The organism is Ferrimonas kyonanensis DSM 18153 (assembly GCF_000425405.1).
Lineage (GTDB): Bacteria > Pseudomonadota > Gammaproteobacteria > Enterobacterales > Shewanellaceae > Ferrimonas > Ferrimonas kyonanensis.
This window is the reverse complement of sequence record NZ_AUDJ01000011.1, coordinates 182,026-200,075: the sequence shown is the minus strand read 5'-3', so window position 1 is coordinate 200,075 and position 18,050 is coordinate 182,026. Positions and strand designations below refer to the sequence as shown.

The 18,050-nt window shown below is 58.3% G+C and carries 16 protein-coding genes; 7 read left to right on the top strand and 9 right to left on the bottom strand.

Features of this window, described 5'->3' with window-relative positions; genetic code table 11:
• Positions 1 to 96 precede the first annotated feature (96 nt).
• Positions 97 to 345: a hypothetical protein gene (locus tag H598_RS0105705; RefSeq protein WP_051252465.1), complete on the top strand. Its 249-nt coding sequence runs from the start codon at positions 97 to 99 to the stop codon at positions 343 to 345.
• Positions 346 to 356: 11 nt separating this feature from the next.
• On the opposite strand, the gene H598_RS0105700 is transcribed toward H598_RS0105705, so the two are convergent.
• Together H598_RS0105700 and H598_RS23440 are read right to left on the bottom strand one after the other, a co-directional pair.
• Positions 357 to 1,688 (bottom strand): sigma-54-dependent transcriptional regulator, encoded by a 1,332-nt coding sequence (locus H598_RS0105700; RefSeq protein ID WP_028112155.1) that lies wholly within the window; start codon positions 1,686 to 1,688, stop codon positions 357 to 359.
• On the bottom strand, positions 1,685 to 3,283 hold the full coding sequence (locus tag H598_RS23440; protein ID WP_035415484.1) for a sensor histidine kinase: 1,599 nt from the start codon (positions 3,281 to 3,283) through the stop codon (positions 1,685 to 1,687). The genes H598_RS0105700 and H598_RS23440 overlap by 4 nt, the downstream gene beginning before the upstream one ends.
• A gap of 236 nt (positions 3,284 to 3,519) precedes the next feature.
• Between H598_RS23440 and H598_RS0105690 the strand changes: the two genes are divergently transcribed.
• Both H598_RS0105690 and H598_RS0105685 read left to right on the top strand, forming a co-directional pair.
• Positions 3,520 to 4,074, top strand: a complete 555-nt coding sequence (locus H598_RS0105690) for a hypothetical protein (protein ID WP_028112154.1) — start codon at positions 3,520 to 3,522, stop codon at positions 4,072 to 4,074.
• A gap of 119 nt (positions 4,075 to 4,193) precedes the next feature.
• On the top strand, positions 4,194 to 4,442 hold the full coding sequence (locus H598_RS0105685; protein ID WP_028112153.1) for an HP1242/YdcH family protein: 249 nt from the start codon (positions 4,194 to 4,196) through the stop codon (positions 4,440 to 4,442).
• Position 4,443: 1 nt separating this feature from the next.
• On the opposite strand, the gene H598_RS0105680 is transcribed toward H598_RS0105685, so the two are convergent.
• Together H598_RS0105680 and H598_RS23435 are read right to left on the bottom strand one after the other, a co-directional pair.
• Positions 4,444 to 7,530: an efflux RND transporter permease subunit gene (locus H598_RS0105680; RefSeq protein WP_028112152.1), complete on the bottom strand. Its 3,087-nt coding sequence runs from the start codon at positions 7,528 to 7,530 to the stop codon at positions 4,444 to 4,446.
• A complete protein-coding gene (locus tag H598_RS23435) occupies positions 7,527 to 8,654 on the bottom strand; it encodes an efflux RND transporter periplasmic adaptor subunit (protein ID WP_084144341.1) in 1,128 nt (375 codons plus the stop codon). The genes H598_RS0105680 and H598_RS23435 overlap by 4 nt, the downstream gene beginning before the upstream one ends.
• 102 nt (positions 8,655 to 8,756) lie before the next feature.
• Here H598_RS23435 and H598_RS0105670 point away from each other — a divergent pair, with 102 nt between their 5' ends.
• The gene (locus H598_RS0105670; protein ID WP_028112151.1) at positions 8,757 to 9,377 is read left to right on the top strand and encodes a TetR/AcrR family transcriptional regulator; all 621 of its coding nucleotides are present in this window, start codon (positions 8,757 to 8,759) and stop codon (positions 9,375 to 9,377) included.
• Positions 9,378 to 9,427: 50 nt separating this feature from the next.
• Here the strand turns inward: H598_RS0105670 and H598_RS0105665 are convergent, their stop codons facing one another.
• The 3 genes from H598_RS0105665 to H598_RS0105655 form a co-directional block, all read right to left on the bottom strand.
• Positions 9,428 to 9,991, bottom strand: coding sequence for a chalcone isomerase family protein (locus H598_RS0105665; protein ID WP_028112150.1), 564 nt, complete (start codon positions 9,989 to 9,991; stop codon positions 9,428 to 9,430).
• 109 nt (positions 9,992 to 10,100) lie between these two features.
• Positions 10,101 to 10,352 carry a VF530 family protein gene (locus tag H598_RS0105660; RefSeq protein WP_028112149.1) on the bottom strand — a complete coding sequence of 84 codons (252 nt, stop codon included), beginning with the start codon at positions 10,350 to 10,352 and terminating at the stop codon, positions 10,101 to 10,103.
• 80 nt (positions 10,353 to 10,432) lie between these two features.
• The gene (locus H598_RS0105655; protein WP_028112148.1) at positions 10,433 to 11,455 is read right to left on the bottom strand and encodes a porin; all 1,023 of its coding nucleotides are present in this window, start codon (positions 11,453 to 11,455) and stop codon (positions 10,433 to 10,435) included.
• A 221-nt stretch (positions 11,456 to 11,676) separates the two neighbouring features.
• Here H598_RS0105655 and H598_RS0105650 point away from each other — a divergent pair, with 221 nt between their 5' ends.
• Both H598_RS0105650 and H598_RS0105645 read left to right on the top strand, forming a co-directional pair.
• Positions 11,677 to 13,443: a flavocytochrome c gene (locus H598_RS0105650; protein ID WP_028112147.1), complete on the top strand. Its 1,767-nt coding sequence runs from the start codon at positions 11,677 to 11,679 to the stop codon at positions 13,441 to 13,443.
• Between the two features lie 127 nt (positions 13,444 to 13,570).
• Positions 13,571 to 14,461 (top strand): LysR family transcriptional regulator, encoded by an 891-nt coding sequence (locus H598_RS0105645; RefSeq protein ID WP_028112146.1) that lies wholly within the window; start codon positions 13,571 to 13,573, stop codon positions 14,459 to 14,461.
• Here the strand turns inward: H598_RS0105645 and H598_RS0105640 are convergent.
• The gene (locus tag H598_RS0105640) at positions 14,458 to 15,777 is read right to left on the bottom strand and encodes an SLC13 family permease (protein WP_028112145.1); all 1,320 of its coding nucleotides are present in this window, start codon (positions 15,775 to 15,777) and stop codon (positions 14,458 to 14,460) included. The genes H598_RS0105645 and H598_RS0105640 overlap by 4 nt on opposite strands.
• Before the next feature lie 244 nt (positions 15,778 to 16,021).
• Here H598_RS0105640 and H598_RS0105630 point away from each other — a divergent pair, with 244 nt between their 5' ends.
• Positions 16,022 to 17,092, top strand: coding sequence for a permease (locus tag H598_RS0105630; RefSeq protein WP_028112144.1), 1,071 nt, complete (start codon positions 16,022 to 16,024; stop codon positions 17,090 to 17,092).
• Between the two features lie 80 nt (positions 17,093 to 17,172).
• Here the strand turns inward: H598_RS0105630 and rhlP are convergent, their stop codons facing one another.
• The gene (gene rhlP / locus H598_RS0105625) at positions 17,173 to 18,000 is read right to left on the bottom strand and encodes a rhombotarget lipoprotein (RefSeq protein ID WP_028112143.1); all 828 of its coding nucleotides are present in this window, start codon (positions 17,998 to 18,000) and stop codon (positions 17,173 to 17,175) included.
• Positions 18,001 to 18,050 lie beyond the last annotated feature (50 nt).

Sequence of the window (18,050 nt, the reverse complement as noted above, 5' to 3'; positions counted from 1 at the left end):
GGGATTCATCCTGCAAAGTGAACCGGTACTCTTTGGTTGGTTTTTCAAGTGGTAAAAGTTACATTGATGGGCAAAGACTCACTGTGGGAATCGAACATGCGCTGGATGGGAATGACCGTCGCCGCCGTGCTGCTGCTCAGTGGCTGCAGCCGTATTACGCAAGAAAATTACGATAAGCTGGAACTGGGAATGTCCAAGGCCGATGTGGAAGCGGTGATTGGCCGGGCCGATGACTGCTCTGGCTCCATGGGCACCGAAACCTGCGTCTGGGGCACCGATCAACGGCAGATCAAGGTGGGATTTGCGGCCGATCGCGCCATGTTGTTTACCCATAAAGGCCTGTAGACAGCATCGGGTTACTGGCCTAATCCGTATTTCTCGGAACGGTACAAAAAGGCCTTGTAACCCAGTCCCAGCAGTCGTGCCGCCTCGGTTCGGTTGCCTCCGGAACGATCCAGCGCCGCCTGCAGGTAGGCTTTTTCGACGCTCTCCCAGTTGAGGCCGGCCTCGGGCAGTTCGATGCTGCCCTGGCAGCGAATTGGCTGCAGATCCAACTCCTGCAGCAACACAAACCGCTCCATACAATTACTCAATTCACGCACATTGCCGGGCCAGTCGTGGTTCTCCAATGCCGTCAGTTCGGCAGCCGACAACTGGGGCTTCGGCTGCTGATACTTGTCGCTGAAATGACACAAAAAGTGCTCGGCCAGTGACGGGATGTCTTCCCGGCGTTGCTGCAACGGCGGCAGGCTGACCGGAATGACGTTAAGGCGGTAGTACAGATCCTGGCGAAACCGCTGTGCCTGAACCTCCTCCAGCAGATCCCGGTTGGTGGCTGCCACTACCCGAATGTCCAGCTCAATCTCTTTATGGCTGCCGATGCGGGTGACCCGGCCCTCCTGCAACACCCGCAACAGCCGGGTCTGCAGGGTCAGTGGCAACTCGCCAATCTCATCCAGAAACAGGGTGCCGCCCTGAGCCGCTTCCAGCTTGCCGGCTTTGGCGCCGACGGCCCCGGTAAAGGCCCCTTTTTCATGGCCAAACAGCTCGGATTCCGCCAGGCTTTCGGGAATGGCACCGCAGTTCAGGGCGATAAAGGCACCACTTCGTTGTGACAGACGATGAATCGCCTGGGCCACCAACTCCTTGCCGGTGCCGCTCTCCCCCTGAATCAGCACCGTGGTATTGATGGCACTAATGCGCTCGATGCGCTGATACAGCCGGGTCATTACCGCGCTGCCGCCTACCATATCCAGCAGTTGATTGTGCCGCTGCAATTGGTTGTTGAGTCGCTGGTTGTCCTCTTTTAATTGATGCTGGCGGGCGACTTTGTCGATGGCCAGCAGCATGGCCGGTTTTTGAAACGGCTTGGGCAGGTAATCGTCGGCACCGATCTTGATCGCTTCCACCGCATGGTCGATGGAGCCGTAGGCGGTGGCGACAATGATCCCCAGAGTGGGGAATTGGCGCCGGGCCCGGGCGATGACGGCGCCGGCATCCCCCCTGGCCAGCTTCCAGTCGCTGAACAGGATCTGCCACTCACCCTGAGTCAGCTGCTGCCAGGCGCTGTCGGCGTCGGCCACTGCCGCCACCTGGTGTCCGGCCTGTTGCAGCATCTGCTGCAATAATGCCCTCTGGGTGGCATCGTCTTCTAACAGTAAAATGCGCTGTCCGCTATTGGTGCTCATGGAGTGTCTCTCTGTTGTGGCAGGGCCAATCCGACCCGCAATCCCTGCGGTTGCTCTTCGATTAGGATGTCGCCCTGATACCACAGTCGGGCGATGCGGCGGGCGATGTACAGCCCCATGCCGGCGCCTTCGGGCTTGGTGGTCTGGTGGGGCTCAAACAGGTGTGGACGAATCTCGTCACTGAGTCCGCAGCCCTGGTCCTCTACCCAGATGTAGTGGTGTCCCTGGCTGTGACTGCTGTGGATGCGCACCCATTGATCCGGTTGCGAGGCCTGCTGGGCGTTGGCCATCAGGGTATGCAGTATGGTTCGCAGTTCGATCTCTGCTCCGGCCACGGTCAGTTGTTCGGGCAGCTGATTGTCAAAGTGAACCGGGTGTTGGGCCTGGCTTAGCTCCAGCCTCACCTCTTCCACCAGGGGGAACAGCTTCACCGTCTGGGTACGGTCAAGGCCATTGCTGGACAGGGTTAACAGTGCCGACAGGCTGGTGTCCAGGTGTTCCAGTTTGGCGGCAATCTGTCCTTTCAGCCGTTCCTGCTCCGAGGGCAGGCCGTCGAGCAGAAGGCCGATGGTGTGCAGGGGGTTTCGCAGCGCGTGGGCGATGCCCCGGGTGATCTCGCCGAGTTCGGCCAGGTGCCGGCGTTGCTGAAACTGCTGCTGTTGGTCCTGACTGCGTTTGAGCTCGGTGCTCATGTGGTTAAAGGTGTCGATGGCGCGGCGGGTTTCCTGGGTACCGCTGCGGCGCAGCTGCAATCCCAGTTCGCCCCGGGACAGGCGCTGGCAGCCCTCATCCAGTTGCTCCAGTGGCTGCGCCAGTTTGCGTGACAGCAGCACCACGCCGATCAGGCTCAACAATGCACCGATGAGCAGCACCAATAGCACCCGTTCGACGAAGCGGTTCAGCATCTGTTGCTGCGGTTGCCAATCCAGCGGCACCGCCAGGTTAGCCCCCAGGCCTTTAATGATTAACTGGTTTTGTTGATCCGGAAACACCACCTGGATCTGCTTGGCTTGCTGTTTCAATGCGTCGCGGGCACGTTCGGCGGCGGCGCGAATCTCCTCCACTTGCTGCTGGGACAGGAAGTCGCCGGCGTCGCTGAGAGCGTCGATGGTCATCTCGGTTTGCTGCAGCCGATGCAGGCGATGTTGCAGCTCGTTTTGGTGGGCTTCCAGCTCCAGTTGGGAGTGCACTCGCTCCAGTCGTTGTTCGATGTCGGCAATCTGCTGTTGTTGCTGTTGTAATCGTTGCTGCTGTCGTTGTTCCTCTTCGGCCAGTTGGGCTCGCGCCCGCTGCAGCTCCGCCTCGATGTCGGCATTCAATTGGAGCGGTTGATTCGGCACCGCCTCGGGCTGAAGTGGCTCCGATGGCCGCGGGGCCGTCGCCGCAAGGGGAGCCATGGTTGGCAGCGTCAGTGATTCGGTGGGCAGCAGGGTGTCGATGGTGACTTCGGCGACCTGCTGAGCCACGGTTTCGGAGCGGTTGGCCAGCTGGGCGCGAAATTCGCCGGTGAGCTGCTGGATCAGCAGCCACTGCATCAGGGTAAACAGCAATATGAGCGAGCCAAAGGCGATCATCAGGTAACGTTTCAGGGACATCGGTTCCTCCTCCGTAAGGATTGCCCATCAAGACTCGTGCCAAAGCCGACGTTAGCACGGCTGGGCGCGAGGAACCACTGGCAAGGCCGGTCGGTGCTCATATGAGGAGAGGGGGGACCCATATGGGGAGCGAAGGCCTACCGGTGGCGCCCCAGGTGCGCGCATACGGGCCCCGGCGACCTTGGCACGCTTCTTTCTTAGCTGAGGTTGGGTTTACCTCGAACAAGGAGCACTTCATGACATTAAGATATCTGGCCATTGTGGCAGTACTGTCGGTGTCGGCCGCAGCCGGGGCCGCGTCGCTGACCGCCCGACAGGCCGAGGGCGGGTTGTCACTGGCCTTTGAAGATGTCGGCGAACGCAGTCATCTCAGCCTGGATTCGGCGTCCCCGGACTGGCGCCGGGTGGAGGCCTTGCTGGCGACGTTGGAGCCGTCAATCCGGGATAGCTGGTTGCATCGCTTGCAGGCAATGGCGGCGCAGCCGGGGCAGTGGTCTCTGTGGCTCAGTGACGATGCACGCTCGGCGCGGGTGCGGGTGATTGAGCTGCCGGAGTTGCCCGAGCGGGCGCAACTGCAGCAGCTGCAACAAACTCTGGCCCTGGAGGGGGAGCGGATGGCGGCCCAGGCCCAGGCCTTGGTGGCGGAGTTGGAGAGGCAGGGGCACCAGCAATTGCAGCACTGGCATCAGCACAAGGCGGCCATGGTGGAATCGCTGATCCGCGAGCAGACGTTCAGCGAGGAGGAGGTGCAACGTTTGCGTCGGGCTTTGGATGATAAGGCGGTGAAATAGAGACAGTTAGCTTCTTTGTGTTGGTGTGGTGGGGGCGCCGGGGCCTATGGGCTCTGGTAGTGACGACGATCCTTGACTAACTTTATAGCACCGTTCACGCTCACACAAAGGAGCCCGCCATGCTTGGAGAAAGCCACAGCCTGCTGGATGAATTTCCGGATTATAAGGATCGGATCCACACCTTGAAGCATCAGGATGACGAATTTGCGTCCATGGCCAGAGAGTACCACAGCCTGGATCACCGCATTCGCGGCCTGGAGATGAACGACGTCCCCACCAGTGACACCGAATTTAATCGCATGAAGAGTCGGCGGGTAGAGCTGAAAGATCAGCTCTACAACCGCATCATCAATGGCAGCGGCCGCTGAATCAGGCCGTTGCCGCCAGCGCTGGCCGGGGTTGGGGGCGTCGTCGTCCCCGAATCAGCAGGTAACAGGCCGGCACAAACACAAAGGACAGGAAGGTGGTCAGCAGGGTTCCTCCTGCGATGGCCACCGCGAACGGCGGCCAAAAGCCGCCTCCGGCCAGTATCAGCGGCAGGAAGCCGCCAAAGGTAGTGATGGTGGTGGAGCCGATGTGGCGGCCACAGCCTACCACGGTATCGATGATCGCCTGGGGATCGCCATCACTGGCCTGCGGGTTCTCCTCCAGCTCCGCCAGAATCACAATGGCCGCGTTGATGGCCAGACCCGCCAAGCCCATCAGGGCGTTGATGACGTTAAATCCAAAGGGAAAGCCCATCAGGTATACCGACAGCAGCCCCAGACCGGCAGACTGACCGGCACTGGCCAGAATCACCGTGGTCAGCCTGAACGAGTTGAAACTGAGCACCACCACGCTGATCAGCAGCACCATGATGATGGTGACCGACGACATCAGCTTGGCCACCGCCTGATCCCGCTTGGCGCTTTCGCCACCAATCTCCAGCCGGTATCCCGCCGGCAGTGACTGGCGAAACTGGGCCAGCTCGGCATCGATCTCATCCAACACCTTGGAGGGCAGAACACCGGCCACCAGATAGCCTTCGATACTGTTGATGCGCTGGCCATTGCGCCGGGGAATGGCGGCCCGGCCGGACTCGATGCTCATCTGTGATACCGCCGACAGCGGCAGCATGGTGGGGTTGGCCGACGCGCTGATCAGCTGTACTGACCCCAGATCCGCCGCCTGATTACGATCCCGGGCATTGAGTCGCACCCGTACCGGCAGGTTTTCGACTCCTTCGAGAACCGTGCCGCCTACCACACCGTCCATGGAGGCCCGCAGTTGCCCGGCGACCTGAGACAGGGTCAGGCCGTTGGCCAGGCTGGCTTCCTCGTCGATGGCCAGTTTGACCCGGGCGGCGCCGCTGGTGAGGGTGGCGCGGGTCTGGGTAATGTCCGGCTGCCGGTTCAGCAGTAGCCTCAGTTGATCCCCCAGTTGAGTCAGCTGATCCAGCTCCGGACCATAGACCCGCAGTTCGATGGGGGCGTTGAATGGCGGGCCCTGCTCCAGCTTGCGGACCAGAATCTGCATCTGTGGATGGCGGCTATCTAACTGCTTTTGTAACTGTGGAATCAGCCGGTTAGCCACTTCGAAGTCGGTGGCGGTGATCATCCCCTGGGCGTAGTTGGCGGCACCGCGACGACGCTGCAACAGGTTGTAGTAGAACGACGGGCTGTTGCGGCCAAAGGTCCAGCTGGTTTGTTCAATCCCCGCTTGCTGGCGCAGCCAGTTGTCCAGCTCGCTGACCGCTTCGACGGTGTTGGGCAGGCTGGCTTGCTGAGGCATGAACACCTCGATATGAAACATGTCGCGGTCGGCCGCGGGAAAGAACTGTTCCGTCATCTGGCCCGCAGCCCAGAAGCCGGTCGCCGGCATCATCAGCATCGCCAACAGCGTCAGTTTTGGCCAGGCGAGGGCGATGGCCAGGGTGCGGCGCAGCGCCTGCCCCAGCCAGGGTAGGGTTATGCCTTGCTGCCACCAGTGGTTGCCTTGCCGGGGACCGATAAAGCGGCCGCCGAGGCCGGCGATAAGGGTCAGGGAAACCAGGTAGGATCCCACCAGGGCAAAGCTCACCGCCAGGGCAATGCCGCCGACAAACTCGCCAGCCGGGCCGGGCATCAGGAAGATGGGGGCAAACGCCAGCACCGTGGTCAGGGTGGAGCTGAGCAGTGGCAGCCAGAACTGGCGCACCGTGGCCGTCACCGCTTCGACGCCACTCATGCCGCGACTGCGGCGTTGACCGATGGCATCGACCACTACAATGGCGTTGTCCACCATGATCCCCAAGGCCACCACCAGACCGGTGACCGACATCTGGTGTATTGGCAGTCCGTACAGCTGCATGCAGAACAGGGTAAACAGCACGGTGACCGGCAGGGCAAAGGCCACCAGCAGGGCACTGCGCCAGCCCAGGGTCACCAGCAGCACCGCCAGGATCAGCATGAAGCCCAGCCCCAGGTTGCCCACCAATTCGCTGAGGCGAATCTCGGTGTAACCTTGCTGATTAAACAGGGTGTCCAGGCTGACGTTGCCTGAGAGCAGCGGTGTCAGCTGCGCCAGCGTCTGTTCCACCTGATCGTTCCAGCGGTCGATGCGGGTGTCCGGCAGCATGCGTACCGCCACCAGCACCCCTTGTTGTCCCTGGCTGAGTACCAGCTCCTGAGGTGGCCACTTGGCGCTGCGACTGACACTGGCCACGTCCATCACCCTCAGGGTCTGCAATTGATCACCCGGTCGCAGCGGCACCTGACGAATGCGGTTGAGAGACACCAGCTCGCCGGAGACCTCTAACTGAGCCCTGATGCGGTTACCCTCGAGGTTACCGGAGGCGGTTTTGCTGTCGGCGGCCCGAATCTGGGCGGCAAGATCGTCGATGGAAAGTCCCAGGGCATACAACTCGGCGTCGTCGATACTGACCAGTATCTCCTCCTCCATCTTGCCCAGCACCTTAACGAAATCGGTGCCCGGCACCAACCGCAAGCGGCTGGCCAGCTCGTCGGCATAGCGGCCCAATATGGTGGCGTCCGCCTGGCCTTGTCCCTGCCAGGTGAAAGCAAAGATGCGGGTAAAGGCATAGGCCAGTTGATCGTCCAGGGTCGGTGACGCGGTGCCCTGGGGCAGCGTCGGTGCGGTATCGGCGATCAGATCCCGGGCCCGGGACCAGACCGGGTCGGCGTCCATAACCCGATCCTGCAGTTCAATGGTGACCACCGAGATGCCGGGACGAGAGGTCGAAGTGAGGTTTTTGATCTCATCCAGTTGTCGCAATGACGCTTCCAGCGGCTCGGTGACCAGGGCTTCGACCCGCTCTGCGGTGGCGCCGGGGTAGGGGGTGATGACGGCGGCCACTCGATTGGTGAGGTTAGGGTCTTCGGTGCGGGGCAGATTGGAGAGAGCACTGAGACCACTGACCAGCAGCAAGGCCGTCAGCAGGGCGGCGACTCTGGGGTTTTGAACTAGGGCCCGAATCACAACGTGCCCTCCAGCACCGTGGTCTGACTGACCACCAACTGGGACTGATCATCGATGACTCTGACCCGCTGGCCACTGACCAGTCGCTGCAGGCCGGTGGTGATCAGTCGATCGTCATTGCTGATGGCCCCTTCGACCCAGGCGTGGTGCTGATCGGCATGCAGCACTCGAACGTCGCGGCGACTGATCTGATAGCTGTCGTCGCCCAGGTCCTCCAGCACGTACAGATTCCACAGCCCACGTAGTCCGGCCGTCAGTGCGGTGAGCGGCACTTGAGCGGTGACGGCGGTGATCTGCTCTTCCACCTCCAGATACATCAGCTGACCATTGAGTAATTTCTGTTCTGGACTTAAGGCAAACCTGAGGGTAACGGTGCGGGTGGTGGGATCCACTTCGACGCTGCGGCCGATGTAGTCCAGTGCCAGAGGTTGGCCATCAATGCTGGCGCGCCACGGGTGATCCAATGGCAGCCGCGACAGCAGCCGTACCGGCAGTCCGACCCGGGCTTCGGCGGCGCCGTCGGGCACCAGGGTAAAGGCGGGCTGGCCATTGCCGGTGACCTGACCTTGAGTCAGATGACGTTGGACTATGGTGCCAGCGTAGGGCGCAGTGAGGGTGCTTTTTTGCAACCGAATGTCCACCGATTGCAGGTTGGCTTGCAGTTGCTGGCGTCGGGCCTGCAGCTGGGCCTGCTGGCTGCGAAGTTCATCCAGCTGCTGTTCTGACTGGTAGCCTTGTTTGGACAGGGATAACTGCCGCTTGAGGGTGGCTTGGGTCAGGGACAGATCGGCCTGATTCTGCGCCAGAGAGGCTCGAAGCTGATCCGCCTCGCTGTGCAACAGTCGCGTATCCAGAGTGGCCAGGGTTTGCCCCTGTCTCACCGTTTGCCCCAGATCGACGGCGATTCGATCGACGGTGCCTGAGGGTTCAAAGCCGATCTCACTGGTGAGCGGATGGTAGACCCGGCCGACAAAGCGATGGGTGATCGGGTAACTGGTTTGCATCTGAATCGACCGGGCATACACCTCGGCGGGTGCCTTATCCACCGCCTGGGGAGCGGGCTGCTGGCAGCCGCTTAGTGTCAGGGCCAGCATTGTGGCCGTCAGCCATGGGAATCTTGTCATAACAACCACTTTACAATTAGACTAGTGAGTCTAGTTTGGTAGAATCAAACTAGACTGTCCAGTATGATTTGTAAATTAGTTGTAACTTTATTGTGAGGGCTTATGGGATCAGCAGGTTGCGACAGGAAGAGCAAAAAACGCTGCCAGATATTGGAAGCCGCCACCGAACTCTTTATGCAGAACGGGCTGGAAACCACCTCCATGGACGAGGTGGCTGAACGGGCCGGGGTCTCTAAGCAGACGGTGTATTCTCATTTTGGTAACAAAAACGACCTGTTTGTCCACTGCATCGAGAGCCGCTGCAGCAGCCATCAGATGACCCCGGAAGGCTTTGATCTCGACGCCGAACCGGCCGAAGTGCTGCTGGATTTTGCTCACAGGTTCAGCGACATGGTGCTCAGTCACGAAGCGCGTCATATCTATTGTTCTTGCGTTCGCAGTGCCGAAACTCACCCGGAGTTATCCGAGCTTTACTATGGCGCCGGCCCCAGCCGCATGCAGGCGTTGATGCTGGGCTATCTGATCCAGTTGAATCAGCGCGGAATCCTGGCGATCCCCAACTGCCTGTTTGCGGCACAGCAGTTGCTGTTGATGTTGCAGACCATGGATAAGATGCGCGGTGAGTTGGGATTGGAGCAGGTGATGGACGCTCGTCAACGCGATGACTACCTGCGGCAGACGGTGAGCCTGTTTCTGGCGGGCTACCGGCCTCCTGGTCGATAAAAAAAACGGACGCGTCGGCGTCCGTTTCTATTCATCAAGGTGCCACGGAGTTATTGGCCCAACATCTCCTGCTTGAGGTCTTTGTCGGCCGGTTTATTGCCCAGCCAGATTCCCAGCAGCGCCTGACGGAAGCGTTCGCCTTCTACCAGAGTCAGCAATTGTCCGTTCTTATAGGCTTCGACCCCGACACCGGGCAGCGACAGCAGGGTGAACTGGTCACCCTCGACGATCTTGTCATTGAAGACGGCAATAAAGCGGTCGATCTGCGGCTTGAGGGCGTCGAAGTCGTCGCCAGCGGCATTTTCAAAGCCTTCTTCGATGGTGTCGATCATCTTATCGGAAGTGATCAGCCCGGAAACGATGTTGAGGCGAATGGCACTGGCGTGCTCGCCGTGAATCACGCTGTCGGCGTCCACCCCAGTCGCGGCGCTGTAGAGGGAGCCGACGTACAGATCCATGAAGAACTTAGAGCGGATGCCTGCGCCGCTGAGAGTCAGGGGCTTACCCTGCAGCTGGATCTGGTCGTTGACCTTGACACCGGCGATGTCGGTGGCGGCGACGGCCGAGAGTGACAGGCCGGCAGTGAGGGCGGCAATCAGGGTGAGTTTCTTCATAAACAACGACTTCTTATGAGTTGAGTAAGGATTGCCAGCAGTGATAACAGGTCAGCTCGATGCGAACAAGTGTCGATCTCTGGCAACTCAACTGGTTATACCAGTTGTTTCAGCTTGGGTGCTGTTGGCGCCAGTCGTTGATGTCCTGTTGCGAGTCCAGATACAGCTGTTCGACTTTGTCTCTTGCCCAGGGAGTGCGGCGCAGAAATTTGAGGCTGGATTTCACCGACGGGTTGCTGTTGAAGCAGTTGACTGGAATGCGGCGACCGAGCTCGGTCCAGCCATAATATTCGGCCAGATCTTCGACGATGGTTTGCAGCTTAACGCCGTGCAGGGGGTTATTGGGTTGGGAGTGGCTCATGGTGGCGCCTTGCTGGATGACAAGGCGCCAGTTTAGCATACGCGAGGATTGGACGGCCGGGAATTTGCCGCCACCGGTACTCAGAACATGTACTTCAGGTGGGCGGTGAACAGAGTGTCATCGAAGCTCTGTTTGCCGAGATTGTCGGTAAACTCGCCGTCGTAGTACGCAGCGATAAGGCCCATGGTGACCTGTTTGCTGGCTTTGTAGTCATAGCCGAGCGTGTACGCATAAGACTGGTTGTCGCTGACGTCGCCCAGTGAGGCACCGGCATTCTTAGTGAGCTTACCCAGGCCGGAATCGTCGCCGCCAAACTGGGCTTTGAGGATGTGTTGTTTGCTGATGCTGTAGGCGGCGCTCAACAACCAGGACTGACCCTCGAGGTTGGTGTATTTGAGGGACTCCGAATCCTGATAGATGGCACCCAGTTTAAGATGGTTCCATTTCAGTCCGGCAGAAACCCGAACTGCTTTTAATCCATTCAAGCCATCGGCGTAGCCCAATCCCAGGTAATGATTGGTGGATTTCAGTTTGCCGTCGCCCAGGGTCATGGTTACGGCATAATTATTGGCATCATTCAGATCGGCGCTGCCCTGAAAGTCATCCTCGAGGACGTAGACGGCGCCAAAGCGCACGCCTGCCAGGGTCGGGCTGTAATAGTTGACGGAGTCAGACAGGCGATCATTACCGGCAAATAACTTGCTCATATCCGCCGAGGTAATATTAAACTGATCGATTCCACCTTCGAGCTTTTTAAAGGCAGTGTCATTTCTACCAAATACGACCTCACCAAAATTACCTTTTAAACCCAAATAGGTGTTGTGTGCTTTAAATGGATCTTCAGACTTATCTTGGTCCATGCCCTGAATAATAACCTGGGCTTTGTATATTACCGCCAGTTCAGGGGCGATGTCGTAGCTCCCTTTGATTCCAAGGGTAGAGGAATAGCTCTCTAATGCCGTGCCTTTGACCTTTTCGTTGCTGGCGATTCCGTTATCGGAGTAAGTGGTTCCTAACCACATTCGGCCGTATACAGTGGGGGATTCTGCAAGGGCGGAAGAGGATGCCAGGGAGGCCAGGCAGAGTAGTGCAATTTTTTTCATGATGGATTCCTTGTGTCGTTGCATTTAGTTTAAGGAGTGAAAAAAATTCACATTTTGAATCATGTCACGCTGGAATTAATTGCTATTCAATTTTTCTTAAACCTAATTAAATAGATCGAAATGAACGTCTGAAGGAGTTTGAAGTCGGTCAAGTTTATCCCTTTAGTGGTACGGGTATTCTAAAAATGAATTCAGAAACCCTGCTTGGAAAGGTTATTACTGTGAAAATTAAATTATCCTGTTTATCGGTCGCCGCCGTGCTGATGAGTTTGTCCGCAACCGCTTCTGCTGGTGCGGATTCGCTGGCACAGTTTCATGCTGACATGGGCAGTTGCGAGTCTTGCCATGCCAAGCCCATTGGCAAGGTTGCCGACAGCGAAACCCATGAGAACACTCAGTGTAAAGAGTGTCACGGTGGCTACGAGGAGTTGGCCAACAGTGAACTGGAGTTCGATCCTCACTCTTCTCACCTGGGTGACATCAATTGCAGCTCTTGCCATAAGGCACACGAACAGCCGGTGTTTAAATGTAACGACTGTCACTCTTTCGACATCGAGTCGATGCCGTTTGCCGACGCCAAAGCAAAGCCAGCTTGGGACGCTGAGTGGGATCAGGACGCGATTCAGAAAGCCATCGACAAAGGCCCGGTAGAAACCACCGACGTGATTGTCGTGGGTGCCGGCAGTGCCGGGTTCAACGCCGCCATCTCCGCCAAAATGGCGGGGGCCAAGGTCATTTTGTTTGAAAAGGCGCCGTACTCCGGTGGCAACTCCATGCTGGCTGCCGGTGGCTTCAATGCGGTAATGACGCCGCAGCAGCAGAAAAAAGGGATCAAGGACAGCATCGACTGGTTCGTCGAAGATGCCATGAAAGGGGGGCGTTATCAAAATGATGAGTCGTTGGTGCGGATCATGGCCGAGGAGTCGGCGGACGGCATCAAGTGGTTGGAGTCTCTGGGTGCCAACATGGATGACCTGAAGCGCTCTGGCGGTGCCCGGGTTGAGCGGACTCACCGGCCTTCCGGCGGTGCCAGTGTCGGCCCTCACATCATTGACACCCTGCGTAAAGCGGCCAAACGTGAAAATGTCGACGTGCGCCTTAACTCCCGGGTAGAAAAGCTGGTGCTGAACGACGATAAGAGCATTGCCGGGGTGGTGGTGCACGGTAAGCACTCTGGCTACCGCATGGTGGCGGCCGACTCGGTGGTTCTGGCTACCGGTGGCTACGGCATGAATAAAGAGATGATCGCCTACTACCGGCCTACTTTCGCCGATATGACCAGCTCCAACAACGTCACCGCCACCGGTGATGGCATCACCTTGGCCAAGGAGATCGGTGCGTCCATGACCGACATCGACTGGATTCAGGCGCACCCGACCATCGGTAAGGACAGTCGCATCCTGATCTCCGAGACCGTGCGAGGTGTGGGAGCAATTATGGTCAACACCGATGGTCAGCGTTTTATCAGTGAACTGACCACCCGTGACCGGGCGTCTGACGCCATTTTGAAGCAGAAGGATCAATACGCCTGGTTGGTGTTTGACCAGCAACTGGTGGAAAAGAAGAAGATGGTACGGGGTTACGACCACCTGGGCATGTTGTCAAAAGCCAACACCGTCGAGGAGCTGGCGAGCATCACCGGTATGAAGGATCTGCCAACAACCGTGACCGCCTACAATGGTTACCAGGCTAAGGGTAAGGACGAGGCCTTTGGCCGTGAAGACATGCCACTGAATTTGAGCAAACCTCCTTACTATGCGGTGAAGGTGGCACCGGGCATTCACCATACCATGGGCGGCGTGGCCATCAGCGATGAGTCCGAAGTGCTGAACCTGCAGAGCTGGCCAATTCCAGGTCTGTATGCTGCCGGTGAAGTCACTGGCGGGGTTCATGGCTATAACCGCCTGGGTGGCAATGCCATTGCCGATACCGTGGTCTTTGGTCGCCGGGCCGGTGCCCATGCGGCGGCCTTTGCCAAGGATAAGTAACTCAGAACATCATCATCACATCGACGAAAGCGGGACCTAGGGTCCCGCTTTTTTTAGCCTGCGTGAGGGTTGCCGCAGCGCATTGGCACGGGGCTGGATACACTGTAGGCAAAGGTGAGGGAGAGTCATGAGAATTACGTTAAAGCAATTGACGGTGTTCAAGGCCATTTGTGACGGTCGTCAGCTGTCTAAGGCGGCGCGGCAACTGCATCTGTCGGTGCCGGCGGTGAGCATGAGCCTGAAGGAGTTGGAGTCTTCACTGGGGGCTCGTCTGTTTGAGCGAACCGCGTCCGGGCTGGTGATCACCGATTCCGGCACTCTGGTGCTGACCTACGCCAATACGGTGCTGAATAAAGTGCAGCAGCTGGAGAAGCTGTTTAAGGAGCAAGCTCAAGGCATCGGCGGCACTTTAAGTATTGGCGCCAATAAGACCTCTGGCAATTACGTACTGTCTAAAAAGCTGCCTCATTTCAAAATGCTGTACCCTTCGGTTAACACTCGCCTCAAAATTCTTTCCAGCACCGCCATCGAAGAGTTAGTGACTCAGAATGAGCTGGATCTGGCGTTTATCGGCCGCCCTCCCAAAAGCAAAGATCTGGAGTTCATTCGCTGGCGCAGTGACCGCTTATGTGTGGTCGCGGCGCCTGGGCATAAATTGGCCCACCGGCCAGCCACTGCGGCAGACTTGTCTGCCGCGACCTGGATTCTGGATGAGGAGGATTCGGCCACCCGCATTGAGTCTTTGCATCTGCTTAAGGGGCTGGGGGTGACGGTTCAGGATGAGATCATCATGAACACCATGGGGGCCATTAAGCGGGCGGTGGGCACCGGCCTTGGCCTGAGTGTGTTACCGCTGTTGTCCGTCGATGCTGAGCTGGAGCGGGGCGAACTGGTGGAAGTGGCTACCGACACCGAGACACAGTCGAGGCACATCTACGTCATCTACAAGCAGGCCAATCTGACGCCACTGATGGACACCTTTCTGGACAGTTGTGATGTATCCAAAAAGCCAGCCTAAGGGCGGACACCAACGGCGTATAGCACCAGCAGCAGTAAACAGACGGCCACTAACTTGTACCTCAGGCCGACCTGCATGAGTCTGGACGGGGACACCGCTCCCGACGCCAGAATCAAGCTGTTGGTGGGGGTGGAACTGGGCAACACAAAGGCAAAGGAACAGCCGATCCCCACCAACAATGCCACCTGTTCCTGACTGACCCCCTGAGGCAGCAGCAACAACGCCAACAGCGGCGCCAGCAGAGAAGCACTGGCGACATTGCTCATAAACTCGGTGACCACAGCGATGATGGCCAGTGACAGGGCGAATTGGGCCAGCAGCGGCAGCGCCGAGGCCTGCGGCGATACTGATTGCATCAGTAACTCGCCGCCGCCACTGCTGTGCAGCACCTTTCCCAGGGTAATGGCACTGACAAAGATGCTGACCACCCGCCATTTTATCGACTTCACGACGCTCATGGGGCTTACCAGCCCCTTGGCCAGCAAAGCCAGCACGGCGATCAGGGGCACCAGGCCGTAGATGCGGGTCTGCCCTCTGAGGGCGATGGCGCCGGCGACCCAGATAATCAGAGTGACGAGCACAATGCTCAAGGTCCACCGCTGTGACCGGGTCATGGCGGTGGCTTCGGGCAGTGACATGTTGGGGTTGAATTCAGGTCGAAACTGGATCTCCAGGGTCACCAGCATCAACAGCCACAACACCACCACCACAGGTAGCGCCAGGGTGGACCAGCCAATGAAGTCGAGTCCGCTGAGATTACTGGCGATCAGGCTGGTGGAGCTGCCCACCTGGGTAGCCATGCCACCCAGTGTGGCACTGAAGGCCACGCCAATGCCCAGATAATGAGTCTTGTGGACCTGCTGCTGACTGGGCGTGGTCAGAGCGATACTCATTGCCAGGGGCAGCATTAAGGCGGTGGTCACCACATTGCTGGTCCACATAGAGATCAGCGCGGTCATGGCGAACAGCAGGTAGCAGGCTCGGCGTTCGCTGTGACCGGAGTAGCGGCTTAACAGCGACAGGGTCAGACGATCCAATTGTTGTTCCCGGCTCAGGGTGGCAAAGGTAAAGCCGAAGATGAAGATGGCCAGCACCGGTGATAACAGAATATCGGCGATGTCGGCGGGGTGAATCAATCCAAGTGCCAACGCCAGGGCCGGAATCAGCACAATGCCGGGCAATTCACCCAGCAAGCGACTGCTCCACAGAATCATCGCCAGGGCGAACAGCAGCATGCCTTGCAAGGGGGGCGTTGCATGGCTCATGCCCAGCCACAGCGGCAAGGCCAGCAAGGTTGCGGCAATCCAGTTAGTCATGGCGACGGGGTGTTAAGGCGATCGGGTTCATGGCCACCAGTGTACGGTATTTTCGTCGGGGTCACTGTTGAGGGGGTCATGTTCCGACAGGTCGCCGAGGGTGTTCGGGGGATTTACCCACATTTTATTCGACAGAATTTCAATCTCATAATGAACAATTCCATATTAATGGAAATAATTGCTTGACGGCGATATTAGGCAGGTCTAATATTTCGACATTATTCGAAATGATTGAGAGCTTGTTATGAGTCCCGAGTTTATGACCATGGCCAAAGAGGCGGCCAACATGTTTGCCTTTCTTGCTACCGAGTTGATCATCCTGTTCCTGGTGATCAGCTATCTGGTCGGCGTGCTGCAGGAGTTTCTGACTCCGGAAAAGATTCAGTCGATTCTGAGTTCCCGTAAGGGCAAGGGTTACATCGTGGCGGCGCTGCTGGGTTCCATTACCCCGTTTTGCTCTTGCTCCACCATCCCGTTCCTCAAAGGGTTGCTTCGGGCCAGGGCGGGTTTTGGACCCATGATGGTATTTCTGTTCTCCAGCCCGCTGCTGAATCCGGTGATCATCGGCCTGTTTGTGGTGACTTTTGGCATCAAGGTGGCGGCGTTCTACTTTGTGGTGGCCATGGCGGTGTCGGTCACTGCCGGGATCCTGTTAGAGAAACTGGGCTTTGAGCGTTATGTGAAGCCGGAAGCCTATGAAGCCGCCGGCAGTGGCAGCAGTTGCGGCACCAGCGGTGGTTGTGGCGAACCGGCCGCCAAGACAACCAGCGGGGGCTGCTGTGACAGTGCCCCGGCACCTCAGGCGACCAGCAGTTGCTGCGCGTCTTCCGAGCCACAGGTGACGGTGGCTACTGGCGGCTGCGGCACGGCGACCGCCTGTGGCAGTGTCGAGGTGGTTAAGGAAAATCGCTGGCTGCGTCTGTGGCATGCGACTTGGAAAGACTTCAAGCAGGTGTTTCCTTACTTGATGCTGGGGATCTCGCTGGGGGCGTTGATCTATGGGTTCATTCCCACCGATCTGATTGCCAAGTACGCCGGTGCCGGTAACTGGTACGCGATTCCGGTTGCCGCCGTCATCGGTATTCCGCTGTACATTCGGGCCGAGGCGGTGATTCCGCTGAGTTCGGCACTGGTGGCCAAAGGGATGGCGCTGGGTTCGGTGATGGCGTTGATCATCGGCAGTGCCGGAGCCAGCCTGACCGAGGTGATTCTGCTGAAATCGATCTTTAAGAATCAAATGATTGTAGCCTTTGTCACCGTGATTCTGACCATGGCCATCGGCGCCGGGTTCCTGTACTCCTTCCTGTTCGCTTAAGGCAACAGGCACCACGCCGGCGCAATGCCGGCGTGGTGTGATCCGCGGCGATGCTGGCCCATTGCCAGTCGCGGTGCCGATCAGGGGATCAGGCCGTGGCGTCGCCAGCCAACCAGCAGGGCTCCGGCCAGCAGTACGACCCCACCCAGGCCGCCACCGCTGTAGCCCGGTTTCGTCTCTACCTGAGCAATTTTTTCCTCCTTCACCCGAGTTTCAAAGCGGTGCAGTTCCTTGTCCAGATTGACGGTCATCTGTGCCACGGCCTGGGTGAAGCCCTCCATGGACAGCTTGTCCAGTTCGCCTTTGCGGTGCACAGCGGTGGAGCTGGCGTCCAGCTTGCTCAGGCCCGGCGCCCGAAACAGTAGGGTACGGCTGCGAATATCAAACACGGCGGTGTCGACGAAGGTCTGGCTGGAGTGGTCGTTGCCTTCGATCAGGTACATGCCGACAATGGTCCAGTACAGCAGTGAGGCGGTGTTTTCCTGGCTCTTGGTGATCTGGTCGTAGGACACCAGTGCCATGACATCGATGTCATACAGCCGTGATAGCTGGTCCAGGGTCTCGAAGCCTTTGCCGGCCTTCAGGTAGGTGCTGGGAATCACCTCAATCCGATCGATGTAGTCGTACTGGGTAAACGCGTCTTTGATCTGTTCCAATAACGCCATCTGCTCGGCATCGCTCAGGGCCTGGTCGTGCCAGCTGCTGGAGGGGACGAAGCTTAAGCCGACTTTTACCGGCAGGGTTAACCTGGGCAACGCTGGCTGATGCTCTACCCGGCTCTGCTCATCCGGGTAGAGGAAACTGACTAGGCTGCTGGAGACTGTTTTGTCATTGGTGTTGTATTCGACGAGGGAGCAGGCACTCAATAACAGTACCATGAATGCGATTCCCAGGGACTGACGATTCATTACGACTCCAGGGTGATGGTGGGACTAGGGGCTAAGACACCTAATCTTAT

Bases quoted from the DNA above. Each gene is read 5' to 3' on its own strand.
- H598_RS0105670 (WP_028112151.1), top strand. From the start codon at position 8,757: ATGGGATCAGCAGGTTGCGACAGGAAGAGCAAAAAACGCTGCCAGATA.
- rhlP (WP_028112143.1), bottom strand. From the start codon at position 18,000: ATGAATCGTCAGTCCCTGGGAATCGCATTCATGGTACTGTTATTGAGT.
- H598_RS0105705 (WP_051252465.1), top strand. From the start codon at position 97: ATGCGCTGGATGGGAATGACCGTCGCCGCCGTGCTGCTGCTCAGTGGC.
- H598_RS0105660 (WP_028112149.1), bottom strand. From the start codon at position 10,352: ATGAGCCACTCCCAACCCAATAACCCCCTGCACGGCGTTAAGCTGCAA.
- H598_RS0105665 (WP_028112150.1), bottom strand. From the start codon at position 9,991: ATGAAGAAACTCACCCTGATTGCCGCCCTCACTGCCGGCCTGTCACTC.
- H598_RS0105645 (WP_028112146.1), top strand. From the start codon at position 13,571: ATGAGAATTACGTTAAAGCAATTGACGGTGTTCAAGGCCATTTGTGAC.
- H598_RS0105685 (WP_028112153.1), top strand. From the start codon at position 4,194: ATGCTTGGAGAAAGCCACAGCCTGCTGGATGAATTTCCGGATTATAAG.
- H598_RS23435 (WP_084144341.1), bottom strand. From the start codon at position 8,654: ATGACAAGATTCCCATGGCTGACGGCCACAATGCTGGCCCTGACACTA.
- H598_RS0105690 (WP_028112154.1), top strand. From the start codon at position 3,520: ATGACATTAAGATATCTGGCCATTGTGGCAGTACTGTCGGTGTCGGCC.
- H598_RS0105655 (WP_028112148.1), bottom strand. From the start codon at position 11,455: ATGAAAAAAATTGCACTACTCTGCCTGGCCTCCCTGGCATCCTCTTCC.
- H598_RS0105640 (WP_028112145.1), bottom strand. From the start codon at position 15,777: ATGACTAACTGGATTGCCGCAACCTTGCTGGCCTTGCCGCTGTGGCTG.
- H598_RS23440 (WP_035415484.1), bottom strand. From the start codon at position 3,283: ATGTCCCTGAAACGTTACCTGATGATCGCCTTTGGCTCGCTCATATTG.
- H598_RS0105700 (WP_028112155.1), bottom strand. From the start codon at position 1,688: ATGAGCACCAATAGCGGACAGCGCATTTTACTGTTAGAAGACGATGCC.
- H598_RS0105630 (WP_028112144.1), top strand. From the start codon at position 16,022: ATGAGTCCCGAGTTTATGACCATGGCCAAAGAGGCGGCCAACATGTTT.